This is a genomic window from Mesorhizobium sp. B2-4-3, from assembly GCF_006442815.1.
Lineage (GTDB): Bacteria > Pseudomonadota > Alphaproteobacteria > Rhizobiales > Rhizobiaceae > Mesorhizobium.
Genome location: NZ_VFVL01000010.1, coordinates 37,447 through 53,757, shown reverse-complemented (window position 1 = coordinate 53,757; position 16,311 = coordinate 37,447). Strand labels below are relative to the sequence as shown.

Here is a 16,311-nt window from a genome sequence, read left to right as displayed (position 1 = left end):
GGTGACAGATGGTGACAGGAACAAGGGTCTGCGGCTGGCGTCGGCGACTAGCCATTGCCGCCTGTACGTCGTCATCCACGGGCGGAGCAAGGAGCGAAGCGACGCGCGCAGACCCGAGGATCCATGCCGTGACGCTCGCCGAAGAGTGAGGCGGATCAATATGTTACGCCAATGTGCGCGGTGCCCGCTGGTGGCTGTCCTCGTCCGCTGGAGCACTGCCGCTCGGTCACGGCATGGATCCTAGGGTTTCCGCGACGTCGCTTCGCGACTGCTCCACCCTAGGATGACGAAAGTTAGATGCCCCTCGCCATTTCCCTCAGCCGGAACTTCTGGATCTTCCCCGTCGAGGTCTTCGGGATTTCGGCAAACACCACCGCCTTCGGCACCTTGAAGCGCGCCAGCTGCCCTCGGCAATGCTCGATGATCTCGGCCTCGGTCGCGGTCTTGCCGGGCTTCAGCTCCACATAGGCGACCGGCACCTCGCCCCATTTGTCGTCGGCGCGGGCAACCACACCGCAGGAGGCAACCGACGGATGCTTGTAAAGCGCGTCCTCGACTTCGATGGAGGAGATGTTCTCGCCGCCCGAGATGATGATGTCCTTGGAGCGGTCCTTGAGCTGGATGTAGCCGTCGGGATGCATGACGCCGAGGTCGCCGGAATGGAACCAGCCGCCGGCGAAGGCTTCGTCGGTCGCCTTGCGGTTCTTCAGGTAGCCCTTCATGACGATGTTGCCGCGGAACATGACCTCGCCGATGGTCTCGCCGTCAGCCGGCGTCTCCACCATGGTCTGCGGGTCCATCACCGCGAGACCCTCGAGCGAGGCGTAGCGGACGCCCTGGCGCGCCTTCTTCGCCGTCCTCGGTCCCTTTTCCAACGCGTCCCACTCATTGTGCCATTCGTTGACGACGGCCGGCCCATACGTCTCGGTCAGGCCGTAGAGATGGGTGACGGCGAAGCCGGCATCGACCATGCCGGAAAGCACGGCCTCCGGCGGCGGCGCCGCGGCCGTGTTGAAGGTGACGGTCTGCGCGAACTCGCGCTTGTCCTCGTCCTTCGCGTTGATCAGCACCGACATGACGATCGGCGCGCCGCACAGATGCGTGACGCCATGGTCGGCGATGGCGTCATACATCGGTTTTGCCCGCACCCAGCGCAGGCAGACATGAGTGCCGGCCTGCACGGCCAAGGTCCAGGGGAAACACCAGCCGTTGCAGTGGAACATCGGCAGCGTCCAGAGATAGACCGCGTGCTTGGCCATGCCGGCATGGATGGTGTTGGTATAGGCCATCAGCGCGGCGCCGCGATGATGATAGACGACGCCCTTCGGGTTGCCCGTCGTGCCGGAGGTGTAGTTGAGCGAGATGGCGTCCCACTCGTCGTCCGGCATCGACCAGGCGAAAGCCTCATCGCCGCCGGCTAGAAAATCTTCGTAGTCGAGCGTGCCGATCCGCTCGCCCTTCGGATAGGGCGCATCGGCGGCATAGTCAGGATCGTCATAGTCGATGATCAACGGCTTCACCTTGGCCAATGCCAGCGCTTCCCTGACGACGCCTGAGAACTCGCGGTCGACGATCAGCACCTTGCTGTCGGCATGGTCGAACTGGAAAGCGATGACGGCGGCGTCGAGACGAGTGTTCAGCGAATGCAGCACCGCCTTGGTCATCGGCACGCCGAAATGCGCTTCCAGCATCGGCGGCGTGTTGGACAGCATCACCGTCACCGTATCGCCCTTGCCGATGCCATGCTTCGCAAGCGCCGAGGCGAGCTTCAGCGAGCGGCGCCAGAAATCGCGATAGGTGATGCGCTGATTGCCATGAATGATGGCGACATGGTCGGGATAGGTCTTGGCCGCGCGCTCGAGATAGGTGAGCGGCGTCAGCGGCTGGTGGTTGGCGGCGTTCCTGTCGAGATTTGTATCGTAGGGATTGGCCATCCCGTTCTCCCCAAGGTTCTTTTCGAACCTTCTAACCTTAGGCCCTTCGTCACGCTATCCCCCTTCCGCGGCTGAAGATGCTATGCTGCGCCGGCTTGGTGGAATGGCAATCCGGATGGAGCCCCACCGTGAGGCGATCGCAGCTCACGCAGGCAGATTTGACTTTTGTCGAGAGCCGTGACTAATGTCAGCCGAGGAGGCGGCATGGCGATCAGACCGGCAGAACAGCTCATCCACAAGGCCGCCTGGCTTTACTATGCCCACGGCCTTCGCCAGGACGAAGTGGCGAGCCAGCTCAACATTTCCCGCGCCTCGGTCGCCATGTATCTGCGCAAGGCGCGCGAGACCGGCATCGTCAACATCTCGACCTCGACGCAGCTCTTCACCGACGACGTCACGGCGCGCCGACTTGAAGACACCTTCGGGCTCGATGCCGTCTGGATCGCGCCGGAAAATGCCTATCTCGCGGATCCCTCGACCGATATCGCCGTGCTGGCGGCGAGCGTCTTTCTCGAGCTGGTGAAGAAAGGCGACCGTATCGGCGTCGCCTGGGGCCGCACCGTCTACACCATCGCCGACATCATGTCCTATGCCGACCTGCAGGACGTCACCGTGGTGCAGCTCTGCGGCAATCTCGGCGCGCCCTATTCCTACCGGCCCGACCAATGCACGATGGAGATCGCGCGGCGGCTGAACGCCAAGGGCCTCAACTTCTATGCGCCGCTGGTGCTCTCCACCGAGGAACTGGCGCAAGGCCTGCGCGCCGAGCCGGTGATCCGCGACCAGCTCGCCGGCGTCGCCGACTGCGATCTGGCGCTCTATTCCGTCGGCGCGGTCGATGCCGACAGCCATCTGGTGAAATGCGGCGCGCTGTCGCCGGCCGAGATGGAAGCGCTGCGCAGCCAAGGGGCTGCCGGGGTCATCGCAGGGCAGATCATCGACGCCAAGGGCGAGGTGCTCGACTGCAGCTACAACCGGCGCGTCATTTCCGCCGAACTCGCCTCGCTGCGCGCCATCGAAAAGCGCCTGATGGTGGTGCAGGAAGACACCAAGTTCGAGCCGCTGCTAGCGGCCGTCGCCGGCGGGCTCTGCACGCATCTGGTGATCGGCGCGCACATGGCCGAGCGCCTGCTCAATCACGCGGGCGAAGCCGGCAAAAAAGCATCTTAGAGCCGGATGATTTCAGATCAAACCGACCTGAAATCATCCGGCTCTAAATCAAAGAGATAGAGCATGATGTCGTCCGAAAACCGCTTCACACTTTTCGGCATCATGCTCTGAAAAATCCACCCTCGCCGCTTCTGTCATCAAGACGTCGCGGCTTTCTGTTCATGAGCAAAAAAGACGGAACCGGACGGAACGACATGCAGAACCTTTGGAATGACGCCGACGCGGAAAAGATGGTTGCCGACTATGCCAAGAAGGGCGTCGCCCGCGACCTTGCGCTGCGCGTCTACACGACCCGTCTGCTTGGCGGCGAGCCGCGGCTGGTGCTGCATGGCGGCGGCAACACGTCCTGCAAGACCAAGGCCACCGATCTGGTCGGCGACGAATGGGACGTGCTCTGCGTCAAGGGCAGCGGCTGGGACATGGCCGTCATCGAGCCGCAAGGCCTGCCGGCGGTGAAGATGGGCGCGCTGCTCAAGGCGCGCTCTCTGGACAAGCTCTCCGACGAGGACATGGTGGCGCTGCAGCGCTCCAACCTCATCGACCCGTCCTCGCCCAACCCCTCGGTCGAAACGCTGCTGCACGCCTTCTTGCCGCACAAATTCGTCGACCACACGCATTCCACGGCGATCCTCGCCATCGTCGACCAGGAAGACAGCAAGGCACTGGTGAAAAAGGTGTTCGGCGACAAGATGGGTTACGTGCCCTACATCAAGCCGGGCTTCGACCTCGCCAAGGTCGCCGCGGAAGTGTTCGACGCCGACCCGAACGTCGAGGGCCTGATCCTCGACAAGCATGGCATCTTCACTTTCGGCGACGATGCCAGGCAGGCCTATGACCGCATGATCCACTATGTGACCATGGCCGAGGATTATGTCGCCAGGAACGGCAAGCCGCAGGCGGTCAAGGCAGCGCTGCCGGCAAAGCTCGCCCGGCCGAGCGACATCGCGCCGATGCTGCGCGGCGCAGTCGCGGTGGCGCGCGGCGAAGGCCGCTTCGACCGTATGATCAGCGACTTCCGCACGTCTGACGCCATTGTCGATTTCATCAATTCGGCCAAGATCGCCGACTATGCCGGCCGCGGCGTGTCGACGCCTGATCTGTCGATCCGCATCAAGACCGGACCGATGGCGGTGCCGGCGCCCGATGCCGGCAAGCTCGGCGACTACAAGGGCGTGGTGCGCAGCCATGTCGATGCCTTCGTCAAGGACTACACCGCCTATTTCGAGACCAATGACGCGCTGGACGACGTCAAGCGCACCATGCTCGACCCGATGCCGCGCCTGACGCTGGTGCCGGGGCTGGGCATGTTCGGCCATGGCCGCACGCTGAAGGACGCGAAAATCGCCTCCGATGTCGGCGAGATGTGGATCGAGGCGGTGCGCGGCGCCGAGGCCGTCGGCAATTTCCATCCGCTGTCCAAGGCCGACCTCTTTCCGCTCGAATACTGGTCTCTCGAGCAGGCCAAGCTCGCCTCGAACAAGCCGAAGCCGCTGACCGGCCAAGTCGTGCTGATCACCGGCGGCGCCGGCGCCATTGGTGCGGCGACCGCAAAGCTGTTCGCGGCCAACGGCGCGCATTCCGTGATCGTCGACCTCGATCCGGCCAAGGCGGCGGACGCGGCGAAGGCCGCCGGCAACAATTCGATCGGCGTCGGCGCCGACATCACCAAGGCGGCCGAGATGCGCGCTGCCTTCGACAAGGCGGTCGCCGTCTATGGCGGCGTCGACATCCTGGTTTCGAATGCGGGCGCGGCCTGGGAAGGCCGCATCGGCGAGCTCGACGACGCCACTTTGCGCAAGAGTTTCGAGCTCAACTTCTTCGCCCACCAGTCGGCGGCGCAGAATGCGGTGCGCATCATGCTGGAACAGGGAACCGGCGGCGTGCTTTTGTTCAACACCTCGAAGCAAGCGATCAATCCCGGCCCGAAATTCGGCGCCTACGGCATCCCGAAGGCCGCGACATTGTTCCTGTCGCGCCAATACGCCTTGGACTACGGCGCCTATGGCATCCGCTCCAATGCCGTAAATGCCGACCGCATCCGCTCGGGGCTTCTGACCGACGCGATGATCGCCAGCCGCTCCGGCGCGCGCGGCGTGTCGGAAAAGGAATACATGTCCGGCAATCTGCTCGGACAGGAAGTGACCGCCGACGACGTCGCGCAGGCATTCCTGCACCAGGCACTGGCCGAGCGCACCACGGCCGATGTGACGACGGTGGACGGCGGCAACATCGCGGCGGCGTTGCGCTGATGCCAATCCTGTAAAACTGCAGCTTGCAGGAATTCTCTTTTGTAGCTACATTGTAGCTAAAAAGGAGTCAGATATGGCAACAGATGCGGTAGTCCGCGCTCGGATCGATACCGCAACCAAGGATCGGGCCACGGAAGCCTTGGCGGCTATGGGCCTGTCGGTTTCCGACGCCATTCGCTTACTGCTGGTCCGTGTCGCCGCCGACAAGGAATTTCCCTTTCCGGTGAAAGTCCCGAACGCAACGACTCGAAAGGCCATGGCCGAATTGGAGAAGGGCAAAGGCAAGCGTTTCGCCTCGGCCGACGAGTTATTCAAGGATCTGGAAATCTGACATGTTGATCCCAGTTCGCTCCGGGCAATTTCGCCGGGATGTGAAGCGTATGGAGAAGCGTGGCAAAGATCTTGGCAAATTGCGTGAGATATTGGGTCTCCTGGTCGGCGAGCACGAACTGCCGCCGATTTACAAGGACCACCCGCTGAAAGGCGAATGGAAAGGCTTTCGCGACGCTCACCTCGAACCGGATTGGCTTTTGATCTACCGCATCGGTAATGACGAACTGCAGCTTGCACGAACCGGTTCTCATTCGGACCTCTTCAACGAGTAAAGGCCGCGACCGACATTGGCAACATCGCGGAAGCGCTGCGCTGACCAGGCAAAGGCACCCACTCCTGGAGCGGTTCGTCGTTCTACGAAACGCCGACCGCTCCGTCTCCTTATTGACGCCGTTCCGGACCGAAGGCCTTTTCACGCTTCTGCTGAAGAACTGCTCGAACCGGTCAAAATCCCACTTCAATCCTTCGCTTACTGCTCAAACGGTTCAAGGAGGGCCTGCAACCTCCAACCTTGATCATTGGTGGAGCCCCAGATGACCGCGAAAAGACTTCGTATCGGCGTGCTCTTCGGCGGGCGCTCCGCCGAGCATGAGGTGTCGCTGCTTTCGGCGGCCAACGTCATGCAGGCGCTGGATCCGGCGAAATACGACGCCGTGCCGATCTTCGTCACGCGCGAAGGGCAATGGCTGCTGAGCCGCTTCGAGAACTGCGCACTGGCGACGCCGTCGGCCGGCACGCAGCTCTGCCTGGTGCCGGGCGGCTATGGGCGGATGCTGGCGATCCCGGCCGATGGCGCGCCCCACGACCTGCCCGCCATCGATATCCTGTTTCCGGTCCTGCACGGTCTGCATGGCGAGGACGGCGCGGTGCAGGGATTGGCCGAAGTGGCGCGCGTGCCGCTCGCCGGCTGCGGTATTCTGGGCTCGGCCACGGCCCTCGACAAGGACATCGCCAAGCGGCTGCTGAAGGCGGCGGGACTGCCGGTTGCGCGCTCGGTGACGATCGATGAGGGTGCGTCGCCGTCGCTTGCCAAACTGGAAGACAAGCTCGGCTTGCCGCTGTTCATCAAGCCGGCGCGGCAGGGCTCGTCGGTCGGCGTCGCGAAGGTCAATGGCAGTCAGGAATTCGAGCGCGCGCTGGCGGAAGCCTTCCAGCACGATCGCAAGGTCCTGGCGGAGGAATTCGTCCGTGGCCGCGAAATCGAATTCAGCGTGCTGGAGAGACCCACGGGCGAGCTCTTCGTCTCGCGGCCCGGCGAGATCGTGCCCGCGGAAAGTCACGGCTTCTACAACTACAACGCCAAGTATATCGACGAGAACGGCGCGGCCTTGATCGTGCCGGCCGAGCTGCCGTTGGAAGTCGAGAATGCCATGCGCGATATGGCCGCCAGGGCGTTCAGAGCGCTCGGCTGCGACGGGATGGCCCGCGTCGATTTCTTCCTGATGCCGGACATGAATTTCCTGATCAACGAGCTCAACACCATTCCGGGCTTCACCAACATCAGCATGTACGCCAAGGCCATGGCGGCGAGCGGCGTCAGCTATCCAGAGGTCATCGACCGTCTGGTGGCGCATGGGCTGGCGCGCGCCGGCCGTTGAGGCAAAAGGTTTGAGAAACTGGACGCAGGGGCGACTAGTTCCCCGACACAGGGATTTGGAAGGTTGCCGCTTGTCTTGGTACAAGATTTTCCGTTCATTTGCGTTCAATCAGCGCAAACGCCGGGGATTGGCTGAAGCCGCCCCAACGTCGTCATTCTATGGCGGAGCAAGGAGCGAAGCGACGCAGCGCAGACCATAGAATCCATGCCGTGACTTGGAAGCGTTGCCGCGGTGCAGAATTTGCTCCGTTGCACGCCTTGGCGAAGGTAACGGCATGGATTCTAGGGTCTTCGCGACGGAGCTTCGCTCCTGCTCCGCCCTAGAATGACGATCGCGATGGGCGTTTCGGCCAATCTCCAACGCTTGCCACCTGCCAATGCAAACGGAGCCGACCGGTCAAAATCCCTGTGCTGTGGCGACTAGCCCGTCACCGTGGCCGGCCGCCTCATTCGGGCAGGCCGGCCGTGCGGAAGCCATCCTCGAAATGCTTGAGCGTCGCGTCGTCGCGGAACGGTTCCGTCTCGACCCAGCGGCGGGTGGAAAAATGCGGATTGCCGACAAGGAACAGCGCAACCTCTGTGCGTGCCTCGTCGAGGCGGCCGAGCTGCGCCAGGCTTGCAGCCAGGAAGCGGCGTGAGCTGGAGCGGTAGGTCTCGTCGCGGCGCAGCGTCTCGACGGCGGCTTCATAGTCGCCAGCCGCATATTGCGCCTGGCCGAGCGTCAGATAATACCAGCTCGGCGGAAATGGGTTGAGCCGGAATGCCTTGCGAATGTGTTCCAGACCTTGCTCGATCTTTCCCGCTAGCACCTCGATGTCGGACAATGTCGCCCAGATATCGGCCTCGTTCGGGTCGAGCTCAATCGCCTTGGCGAATTCCGCATCGGACTGCTCGAAATCGCGTTCATAGGCAAGAAGGTTCGCCAGAACCCAGCGGCAACCGGCATCGTTGGGATCGATCGCCACGGCCTTGCGCGCCAGTTCCAGGGACGTGCTGCGGGCAGGCTCGAACGGCTCGCCCCAATGCACCCATCCCATCCAATGGTTCATCGCAAGCCAGCGATAGGCCTCCGCGTAATCCGGGTCGAGAGCGATCGCGCGCGTCAGCATCAGATGCGCTTCGCGCGCCATCTGCGGCGACTCGTCGAACAGTTTTCGCGCGCGCACGACGAGATCATAGGCCTCGAGGTTCTTTGGCCGGTTGCGCGCCGGCGGCGCCCGCAATCGACCGAGCAGCGCCTCGACGATCTTGGCCGTCGCCTCGTCCTGAACGGCGAAGATGTCTTCCAGGCCGCGATCGAAGCGCTCGGCCCACAGATGCTCGCCACTCAGCGCGTCGATCAGCTGGGCGTTGATGCGCACGCGTCCGGCGGCCCGTCTTGCGCTGCCTTCCAGCAGATAGCGCACGCCAAGCTCCCCGGCGATGGCGCGCACGTCCATGGCCTTGCCCTTATAGGCAAAGACCGAGTTGCGCGCGATGACGAAGAGGCCCGGGATCCGGGAGAGATCGGTGATCAGGTCTTCGGTCAGGCCGTCGGCGAAAGAGTCCTGCTCGGGATCGCTGCTCAGATTGATGAAGGGCAGCACGGCGATCGACGGCTTGTCGGGCAGCGGCAAGGGTTTGCGCGTGGCGTCGGGCTGTTCGACGGTGCCGGTGAAGCGATAGCCGACGCGCGGCACCGTGGCGATCCATTCGCCGCCACCGGTCGCCGGACCGAGCAGCTTCCTTAGCTGCGCGATCTGGACTGTGAGATTGCCTTCTTCGACCGCGGTGCCCGGCCAGGCTGCGTCCATAAGCTCGGCCTTGGCGATGATTTCGCCCGGACGCGCGACGAGCGCTTCGAGCAGCTTCAGCCCGCGATGACTGGCGGCAACGGGAACATCGCCCCGGAGCAGCGTTCCCGCGCCCGGATCAAGCACGAACGGTCCGAAAGCGAAGCGCGATCCCTGCATGCGGCGATCTATAGCCGATTTGGAAGTTTTGAGAACTATTTGGGACGGCTTAATTACGCCGCCGGCCGCCTGCGGCACACTGCAGTCTCAATCAGGTTACGGGTTCTCGAACCCGCTACTGCATGGAGGTTGCCATGAACGATACCTTCGCACCTTGCGCATCTCTGGTGGCGCGTCCAGCCCAGATCAACGGTCGCCGGCGCTACAGCCTCTCAGCCTTGCGCGGTCTCCTCGCCGAGCGCCGCAAGCAGGCCTATTTCCGCTTCGAGCTCAAGCGCATGGCGACGGACAATCCGCATCTGATCGACGACATCGGGCTGACGAGGAAAGAGGTCGAGGCGGAAATCGCCAAGCTACCCTTCTGGCAGCGGTGAGGCCGGAATGGCCTGGGCAGAAAAAAGAGAGCGGCCCATTGGACCGCTCTCTTCATTTGCGACCGCCCGAACCTACTTGGCGTTCGGGTTCGGCATCCAGGCCGGCATCGCGACATCGGCATGGGCGAACTGCGGCAGCTTGGCCGACAGGTCTTCCATGTTCTTGATGTCCTTGTCGATCAGCTCCTTCTGGGTGATCAGCGTCGGCGGCACGATGACGTTGTGGCCGGGATCCTCGCCGGCAAGCAACTGCGCCAGCGCGCGCACCGAGACCTGGCCGACGACCGCCGGGTTGGTGGCGGCGGTCGCGGCCCAGGCGCTGTCGGGCTCGCGCATGGCGGCGATGTCCGAGGTCGAGATGTCGGCCGAGTAGATCTTGATGCCCTTGTTCAGGCCCGCCTCGTCGACGGCGATCTTCACGCCCTTGGCGAACTCGTCATAGGGCGCGAACATCACCTTGATGTCGGGATGTGCCTGCAGCACGGAACGCGCCTGGTTGGCGACGGAGTTGGCGATCGGGTTGTCGAGCGTGCCGAACATGGCGACCTCGCTGATGCCCGAATATTTCTTCTTCACGTCGACCCAGGTCTCGTTGCGGCGGTCGAGCGGGGCTATGCCGGCGACATAGACATAGCCGGCCTTCCAGCTCTCGCCATTGTCCTTGACCGCCTGCTCGAGCGCGAGCTTGGCGAGGTCTTTGTCGGACTGCTCGACCTGCGGGATCTTCGGGTTCTCGACATTGACGTCGAAGGCGACGACCTTGATGCCGGCGTCGACCGCGCGCTGGGCGGCGTCCTTCATCGATTCCGTCAGGCCGTGCTGGATGATGATGCCTTGCACGCCGAGCGCGATCGCCTGGTCGACCATGTCGGCCTGGAGCGCCGCATCCTGGCGGCTGTCCAGCACGCGCAGGTCGACGCCGAGCGCCTTGGCCTGCGCCTCGACGCCCGACAGATAGGCCTGGAAGAAGTCGCCGGTCGACAGATAGCGCACCAGCGCGATCTTGACGCCCGGCTTGTCGAACGGCGCCGGACGGTCCGCGGCAAGCGCCGTCCCCTGCATCAGCAGCGCCGCGCCGGCGAGGCCGAGTGCCGCCTTCCCCAAAAGTCTTCTTGTGATGCTCACTTCGTTTTCCTCCATTTGTTATGCCCCGGTCGAAACTATCTCTTGCCCCTGCCGGAAAGGGCGAAGGTGAAGACAAGGGCGACGACAAGCACCGCGCCCTTGACGAAATCCTGCGTGTAGTAAGGCGCGTTCATCATCGTCAGGCCTTGCAGCAGGACGCCGACGAACACCGCGCCGACGGCCGTGCCGAAGGCGTTGGGCTTGGCCGCTCCAAGCACCGCGTAGCCGATGAGCGCCGCCGCGACTGCGTCGAGCAAGAGATTATTACCCGAGGCGATGTCGCCGCGTCCAAGCCGGGCGGCGAGTAAAATCCCGCCGATCGAGGCAAAAACTCCCGAAATCACATAGGCCCAGATTTTGTATGCCTTGACAGGCGCGCCGGCGAGCTCGGCCGCCCTCTCATTGCTGCCGACGGCATACATCATGCGGCCGAAGCGGGTGTATTCGAGGAAGAACCAGATCAGCACCGCGAGCACGACGAGCACCACCACCGAGACCGGGATCAGGTTCGGGATGAAGAAGTCGATGCGGTGGCGGCCGAGCGCCAGGAAGGCTTCCGAGAACTTGCCGTTGGCGACCGAGCCGTCGGGCATGGTCATGCCGGTGGCGATCGAGCGGCCTTCCGTCGGGATGCGCTGCAGGCCGAGCAGCAGGAACATCATGCCGAGCGTCGCCAGCAGATCGGGCACGCGCATATAGACGATCAGCCAGCCATTGATCAGGCCGACGATGACGCCGATGACAAGGCAGGCGATGACGGCGACGATGGCGTTCTGCTCCAGCACGACCATGGCGTAGGAGGCCGCCATCATGGCGCTGGTGGCGACGGAGCCGATCGACAGGTCGAAACCGCCGACGACGAGCGTCGCGGTGACGCCGAGCGCCAGCACGCCGGTGATGGCCACCGACTGGAAGATGAAGACGGCGCTCTGCGGCGAGGCGAAGCCATCGGCTGCAACAGCGAAATAGGCGATCAGCCCGACCAGCAGGACGATGAAGCCGTAGCGGATGGCGTAGTCGCGCAGTGTCATCGAACGCTCCCGCGCCGTTGCCCTGCCCGCCAAACTGGAACTCATGCCTGCACTCCGAGTCTCTTCATCCCGCGATCTCACGCCGCGCTGTGAAGCGGCCCGCCGGCCACTTCCGCCAGCAGTCGGTCGAGGTCGATCTCGGCGTTGCGGTGCTCGCCGACGATCGTATGTTCCGACATCACCAGGATGCGGTCGGCGGTCTCCAGCGCCTCGTCGATCTCGGTGACGAAGATCAGCGTCGCGCGGCCGTCGGCGCTTGCCCTCAGCTTGGCGGCGATGTCGCGGCGCGCCGAGATGTCGACGCCCTGGAAAGGCTCGTCGAGGATGAACAGACGCGAGGCCTGCGACATCCAGCGCGCCACCATCACCTTCTGCTGGTTGCCGCCGGACAGCGCCGACAGCTCGTCCTTCTCGGAGCGGCAAACGATGCCGAGCTCGTCGATCTGGCGGCGGGCGGCGACGCGCTCGGCACGTTTCTTCATGACACCGAGACCCGACATGCGCTTGAGGAACGGCAGGCTGATGTTGCGTTCGATGTTGAAGCCGCCGACGATGCCGCTCGCGGCGCGGTCCTTGGCGACCAGGAAGACGCCGGCGGCGATCGCTTCGCGCGCCGAGCCCGGCGCATAGGGCTTGCCGTCCATATGCATGGTGCCGGCGAGCGGCCGGCGCACACCGAACAGCGTCTCCGCCAGCGCCGTCTTGCCGACGCCGACAAGGCCGGTTATCGCCACCACCTCGCCGGCGCCGAGCGTCATCGAGATCGGCTTTGCTCCATGCGCGAGTTGCAGGCCCTCGGCGGTGAAGACCGCGCGCGCCGAGCTTCTGGCCACGACCCTGTCGAGGTGGATCTTGCGACCGAGCATTGCGTTCACGGCGCCCTCATAGTCGAGCGGCTTCTGGTCGAAAATCCCGGAGACCACGCCGTCGCGCATCGACACGATACGGTCGGCGAGACGCCGGATGTCGGACATGCGATGCGAGATATAGAGGATGGCGACGCCCTGCCCGCGCAGGCGGTCGATCAGCGAGAACAGCCGGTCGGCCTCGGCGCTCGACAGCGAGGAGGTCGGCTCGTCGAGGATCAGGACCTTGGGCTGATGCGCCATGGCGCGAGCGATGGCCACCATCTGCCGATCCGCCAACGACAAGTCGCTGACGCGCGCCCTGAGGTCGATGGCAAGTCCCATGCGGTCCGCGACGGCTCTCGCTTCGGCGCGGACATTGGCAGGCTTGAAAAGCAACGACGCGCCTTTGCCGCTCAACCGGTCGAGCGTCAGGTTGGTGGCGACATCGAGGTCGGCGACCACGCCGTCATTGATGTTCTGGTGCACGGTGACGACGCCGGCGCGAATGGCCTCGGCGGGGGTCTGCGGATCGAAGGCCTTGCCGGCGAGCCGCATCGAGCCTGCGCCGTGTTCGTAGACGCCGCTGACGACCTTCACCAAGGTGGATTTGCCGGCGCCGTTGGCGCCCATCAGCACGGTCACCTCGCCTGCAAAGAGGTCGAGCGAGATGCCGCCAAGCACCTCGTTCTGGCCGAAGGATTTCCTCAGGCCCTCCACATGGAACACGGCATCTGCGCCCATCCGTTCCTCCCGGATCGTGACGCTATGGGCTCGTTCGGCAATTGTCAACACGATTGACATTTGCCAGATCGCTTCCTAGCTTGGCCCCGCCGCCGTGGCTCCGCTATCGTCGGAAACCACGCGCAGGAGGGAGAGCATGATCGGGAAGTTCGAAGCATTGTCGGTGGAGACGCTGCCGAAGCGCCTTGGCGAGACCGCGGCGCTGACCGAGCGCATCGGCAGGGACGCCAGCCACTGGAAGGTACGCGAGGTCGGCGACGGCAATCTCAACCTTGTGTTCATCGTCGAGGGCGACCAAGGCGCCGCGGTGGTCAAACAGGCGCTGCCCTATGTGCGGCTGGTCGGCGACAGCTGGCCGCTGCCCTTGAAACGCTCCTTCTTCGAATATCATGCGCTGACCAGGCAGGAGCGCCGAGCGCCCGGCTCGGTGCCGGCGATCTATCATTTCGACGAGGCCCAGGCGCTGATCGTGATGGAGTACCTGGCGCCGCCGCACATTATCCTGCGGCGCGCGCTGATCGACGGCCGCGAATTGCCGAATATCGCGCGCGACATCGGCCTGTTCATGGCCCGCACGCTGTTCCGCGGTTCCGACCTGCACATGCCGACCAAGGGCCGCAAGGCGGATCTGGCGCTGTTTGCCGACAATGTCGAGCTTTGCGGCATTACCGAGGATCTGGTGTTTTCCGACCCGTATTTTGATGCCAAGTTGAACAGGCATACGTCGCCGCAACTCGACAGCCTCGTCGCCGAATTGCGCGCCGACCGCGACCTCAAGGTCGAGGCGCAGCGGCTAAAACATCTGTTCGCCGCCAATGCCGAGACGCTGCTGCATGGCGACCTGCATTCGGGCTCGATCATGGTGACCGACAGCGAGACCCGGATGATCGATCCGGAGTTCGCCTTCTATGGCCCGATCGCCTTCGACGTCGGCATGCTGCTCGCCAATTTCTGGATGGCCTTCTTCTCGCAGCGCGGCCATGAGGACAAGGGCAGCCGCGCACCGATGCGCGCCTATCTGCTCGGTGTCACCGCCGAGACCTGGACAGTGTTCCGCGCCGAGTTCGCCAATCTGTGGCGGACCGAGCGCACCGGCATGCTCTACCAGAGGAGCCTGTTCGAGGATCAGGGCGACCTGCTTGGCTCCGAGCAGGCGCTCGACCATATGCTGCATTCCATCTGGGACGACCTGCTCGGCTTCGCCGGCATCGAGGTGCACCGGCGCATCCTCGGCCTCGCCCACAATGCCGATTTCGAGGCTATTGCCGATCAAGACCTGCGCGCCAGATGTGAGGCCAAGGCTTTGCGCTTCGGCCGCCACATCGCCGTCAACCGGCGCCAGATCCACAGCATCGACGAGGTCAACAATCTGGCCGCGCTGATCGAACAGGAGAAGCGAATTTGAACGTCGGCGAACGCCACTACCGCACCATCTGGCTGAGCGACGACAAGCGGTCGGTCGAGATCATCGACCAGCGCTGGCTGCCGCACGAGTTCCGCATCGAGACGATCGGAACGGTTGCCGGCATCGCCACCGCGATCCGCGACATGTGGGTGCGCGGCGCGCCGCTGATCGGCGTCACCGCCGCCTACGGCGTCGCCATACAGATGAAAGACGATGCATCTGACGAAGCGCTCGACGCGGTGTGGGAGACGCTCAACAAGACGCGGCCGACGGCGATCAATCTGCGCTGGGCGCTGGACGAGATGCGACGGCATCTCAAGCCGATTGCACCCGCAGAGCGCGCGGAAGCCGCTTACCGGCGCGCCGCCGCAATCGCCGACGAGGATGTCGGGCTGAACCGCGCCATCGGCGAGAACGGACTTGCGATCATCAAGCAGATCGCCGCGCGCAAGAAGCCGGGCGAAACGGTCAACATCCTGACCCATTGCAATGCCGGCTGGCTGGCGACGGTCGACTACGGCACCGCCACCGCGCCGATCTATCTGGCGATGGAGGCCGGCATCCCGGTGCATGTCTATGTCGACGAGACGAGGCCGCGCAACCAGGGCGCCCAGTTGACCGCCTGGGAGATGGCCGGGCACGGCGTGCCGCACACGCTGATCGTCGACAATGCCGGCGGCCATCTGATGCAGCATGGCGACATCGACATGGTGATCGTCGGCACCGACCGCACCACGGCCAATGGCGATGTCTGCAACAAGATCGGCACCTACCTGAAGGCTTTGGCCGCAGCCGACAACGACGTGCCCTTCTATGTCGCGCTCCCCTCGCCCACCATCGACTGGACGGTTGCCGATGGGCTGAAGGAAATCCCGATAGAGGAGCGCTCGGGCGACGAGGTTTCGCTGGTCTGGGGCAAGACTTCCGACGGCAAGATCGCCCAGGTGCGCGTCTCGCCGGACGCGACGCCGGCGGCCAACCCCGCCTTCGACGTGACGCCGGCGCGGCTGGTGACCGGGCTGATCACCGAGCGAGGCGTGGCCAAGGCCTCGCGCGAAGGGTTGAAGGCAATGTTTCCGGAGCGTGGGTGACTAGCTGATCTCTCCAGCACGTCGTCATTCTCGGGCTTGACCCGAGAATCCATGCCGTGACCTCCGTCATCGAGCGCAACGGTGCAGAATTCTGTAACCGTTGCAATGCCTTAGCGCCACGGCATGGATCCTAGGGTCTGCGCGCGTCGCTTCGCTCCTTGCTCCGCCCTAGGATGACGACCGCGATATCATCGCCAGTTGACACTATTGCCCTGCTCTCCCATAAAACGTGCGTTAATGTTCTCAGGGCGGGGTGAAAGTCCCCACCGGCGGTAAGGGCGATTTCGATCGCTCAAGCCCGCGAGCGCCTTCCAACCTATCGGAAGGGTCAGCAGATCCGGTGCGATTCCGGGGCCGACGGTTAAAGTCCGGATGGAAGAGAACGTACGCAAGACGGCCCGCTCGCGCGGGCCGGATTTTGCGTCGTGCGTCCTGATTCTGGTTCGAAACGGAAGGAAGGA

Annotated in this window: 13 protein-coding genes and 1 riboswitch; of the genes, 8 read left to right on the top strand and 5 right to left on the bottom strand. The window is 63.9% G+C overall.

Annotated features, from left to right (window positions below):
- Positions 1 to 293: 293 nt before the first annotated feature.
- Positions 294 to 1,934 carry an acyl-CoA synthetase gene (locus FJ956_RS12585; protein WP_140675426.1) on the bottom strand — a complete coding sequence of 547 codons (1,641 nt, stop codon included), beginning with the start codon at positions 1,932 to 1,934 and terminating at the stop codon, positions 294 to 296.
- A 204-nt stretch (positions 1,935 to 2,138) separates the two neighbouring features.
- Between FJ956_RS12585 and FJ956_RS12580 the strand changes: the two genes are divergently transcribed.
- The 5 genes from FJ956_RS12580 to FJ956_RS12560 all read left to right on the top strand — a co-directional run bounded on the left by FJ956_RS12580 (position 2,139) and on the right by FJ956_RS12560 (position 7,284).
- Positions 2,139 to 3,104 (top strand): sugar-binding transcriptional regulator, encoded by a 966-nt coding sequence (locus FJ956_RS12580; RefSeq protein ID WP_140675424.1) that lies wholly within the window; start codon positions 2,139 to 2,141, stop codon positions 3,102 to 3,104.
- A gap of 194 nt (positions 3,105 to 3,298) precedes the next feature.
- The gene (locus FJ956_RS12575) at positions 3,299 to 5,353 is read left to right on the top strand and encodes a bifunctional aldolase/short-chain dehydrogenase (protein ID WP_140675421.1); all 2,055 of its coding nucleotides are present in this window, start codon (positions 3,299 to 3,301) and stop codon (positions 5,351 to 5,353) included.
- A gap of 73 nt (positions 5,354 to 5,426) precedes the next feature.
- Positions 5,427 to 5,684, top strand: coding sequence for a type II toxin-antitoxin system RelB/DinJ family antitoxin (locus FJ956_RS12570; RefSeq protein WP_140675417.1), 258 nt, complete (start codon positions 5,427 to 5,429; stop codon positions 5,682 to 5,684).
- 1 nt (position 5,685) lies between these two features.
- The gene (locus FJ956_RS12565; RefSeq protein ID WP_140675414.1) at positions 5,686 to 5,958 is read left to right on the top strand and encodes a type II toxin-antitoxin system YafQ family toxin; all 273 of its coding nucleotides are present in this window, start codon (positions 5,686 to 5,688) and stop codon (positions 5,956 to 5,958) included.
- A gap of 261 nt (positions 5,959 to 6,219) precedes the next feature.
- Positions 6,220 to 7,284, top strand: a complete 1,065-nt coding sequence (locus FJ956_RS12560) for a D-alanine--D-alanine ligase family protein (protein WP_140675411.1) — start codon at positions 6,220 to 6,222, stop codon at positions 7,282 to 7,284.
- Positions 7,285 to 7,729: 445 nt separating this feature from the next.
- On the opposite strand, the gene FJ956_RS12555 is transcribed toward FJ956_RS12560, so the two are convergent.
- The gene (locus tag FJ956_RS12555) at positions 7,730 to 9,235 is read right to left on the bottom strand and encodes a winged helix-turn-helix domain-containing tetratricopeptide repeat protein (protein WP_140675408.1); all 1,506 of its coding nucleotides are present in this window, start codon (positions 9,233 to 9,235) and stop codon (positions 7,730 to 7,732) included.
- Positions 9,236 to 9,369: 134 nt separating this feature from the next.
- On the opposite strand from FJ956_RS12555, the gene FJ956_RS12550 reads away from it, so the two are divergent.
- A complete protein-coding gene (locus FJ956_RS12550) occupies positions 9,370 to 9,609 on the top strand; it encodes a DUF1127 domain-containing protein (RefSeq protein ID WP_140675405.1) in 240 nt (79 codons plus the stop codon).
- A gap of 72 nt (positions 9,610 to 9,681) precedes the next feature.
- On the opposite strand, the gene FJ956_RS12545 is transcribed toward FJ956_RS12550, so the two are convergent.
- The 3 genes from FJ956_RS12545 to FJ956_RS12535 all read right to left on the bottom strand — a co-directional run bounded on the left by FJ956_RS12545 (position 9,682) and on the right by FJ956_RS12535 (position 13,354).
- On the bottom strand, positions 9,682 to 10,734 hold the full coding sequence (locus FJ956_RS12545) for a substrate-binding domain-containing protein (protein ID WP_140675402.1): 1,053 nt from the start codon (positions 10,732 to 10,734) through the stop codon (positions 9,682 to 9,684).
- Positions 10,735 to 10,769: 35 nt separating this feature from the next.
- Positions 10,770 to 11,765, bottom strand: coding sequence for an ABC transporter permease (locus tag FJ956_RS12540; RefSeq protein WP_140675735.1), 996 nt, complete (start codon positions 11,763 to 11,765; stop codon positions 10,770 to 10,772).
- A 77-nt stretch (positions 11,766 to 11,842) separates the two neighbouring features.
- Positions 11,843 to 13,354 (bottom strand): sugar ABC transporter ATP-binding protein, encoded by a 1,512-nt coding sequence (locus FJ956_RS12535; RefSeq protein WP_140675399.1) that lies wholly within the window; start codon positions 13,352 to 13,354, stop codon positions 11,843 to 11,845.
- Positions 13,355 to 13,490: 136 nt separating this feature from the next.
- Between FJ956_RS12535 and mtnK the strand changes: the two genes are divergently transcribed.
- Positions 13,491 to 14,759 (top strand): S-methyl-5-thioribose kinase, encoded by a 1,269-nt coding sequence (gene mtnK / locus FJ956_RS12530; RefSeq protein ID WP_140675396.1) that lies wholly within the window; start codon positions 13,491 to 13,493, stop codon positions 14,757 to 14,759.
- On the top strand, positions 14,756 to 15,850 hold the full coding sequence (gene mtnA / locus FJ956_RS12525; protein WP_140675393.1) for an S-methyl-5-thioribose-1-phosphate isomerase: 1,095 nt from the start codon (positions 14,756 to 14,758) through the stop codon (positions 15,848 to 15,850). Before mtnK ends, mtnA begins: the two co-directional genes overlap by 4 nt.
- Positions 15,851 to 16,085: 235 nt before the next feature.
- Positions 16,086 to 16,238, top strand: a riboswitch (FMN riboswitch).
- Positions 16,239 to 16,311: the final 73 nt, after the last annotated feature.

Excerpts from the sequence above, each read along its gene's own strand:
- FJ956_RS12570 (WP_140675417.1), top strand. The coding sequence starts at position 5,427 with ATGGCAACAGATGCGGTAGTCCGCGCTCGGATCGATACCGCAACCAAG.
- mtnK (WP_140675396.1), top strand. The coding sequence starts at position 13,491 with ATGATCGGGAAGTTCGAAGCATTGTCGGTGGAGACGCTGCCGAAGCGC.
- FJ956_RS12540 (WP_140675735.1), bottom strand. The coding sequence starts at position 11,765 with ATGACACTGCGCGACTACGCCATCCGCTACGGCTTCATCGTCCTGCTG.
- FJ956_RS12580 (WP_140675424.1), top strand. The coding sequence starts at position 2,139 with ATGGCGATCAGACCGGCAGAACAGCTCATCCACAAGGCCGCCTGGCTT.
- FJ956_RS12550 (WP_140675405.1), top strand. The coding sequence starts at position 9,370 with ATGAACGATACCTTCGCACCTTGCGCATCTCTGGTGGCGCGTCCAGCC.
- FJ956_RS12555 (WP_140675408.1), bottom strand. The coding sequence starts at position 9,235 with ATGCAGGGATCGCGCTTCGCTTTCGGACCGTTCGTGCTTGATCCGGGC.
- FJ956_RS12575 (WP_140675421.1), top strand. The coding sequence starts at position 3,299 with ATGCAGAACCTTTGGAATGACGCCGACGCGGAAAAGATGGTTGCCGAC.
- FJ956_RS12535 (WP_140675399.1), bottom strand. The coding sequence starts at position 13,354 with ATGGGCGCAGATGCCGTGTTCCATGTGGAGGGCCTGAGGAAATCCTTC.
- FJ956_RS12565 (WP_140675414.1), top strand. The coding sequence starts at position 5,686 with ATGTTGATCCCAGTTCGCTCCGGGCAATTTCGCCGGGATGTGAAGCGT.
- FJ956_RS12585 (WP_140675426.1), bottom strand. The coding sequence starts at position 1,934 with ATGGCCAATCCCTACGATACAAATCTCGACAGGAACGCCGCCAACCAC.
- FJ956_RS12560 (WP_140675411.1), top strand. The coding sequence starts at position 6,220 with ATGACCGCGAAAAGACTTCGTATCGGCGTGCTCTTCGGCGGGCGCTCC.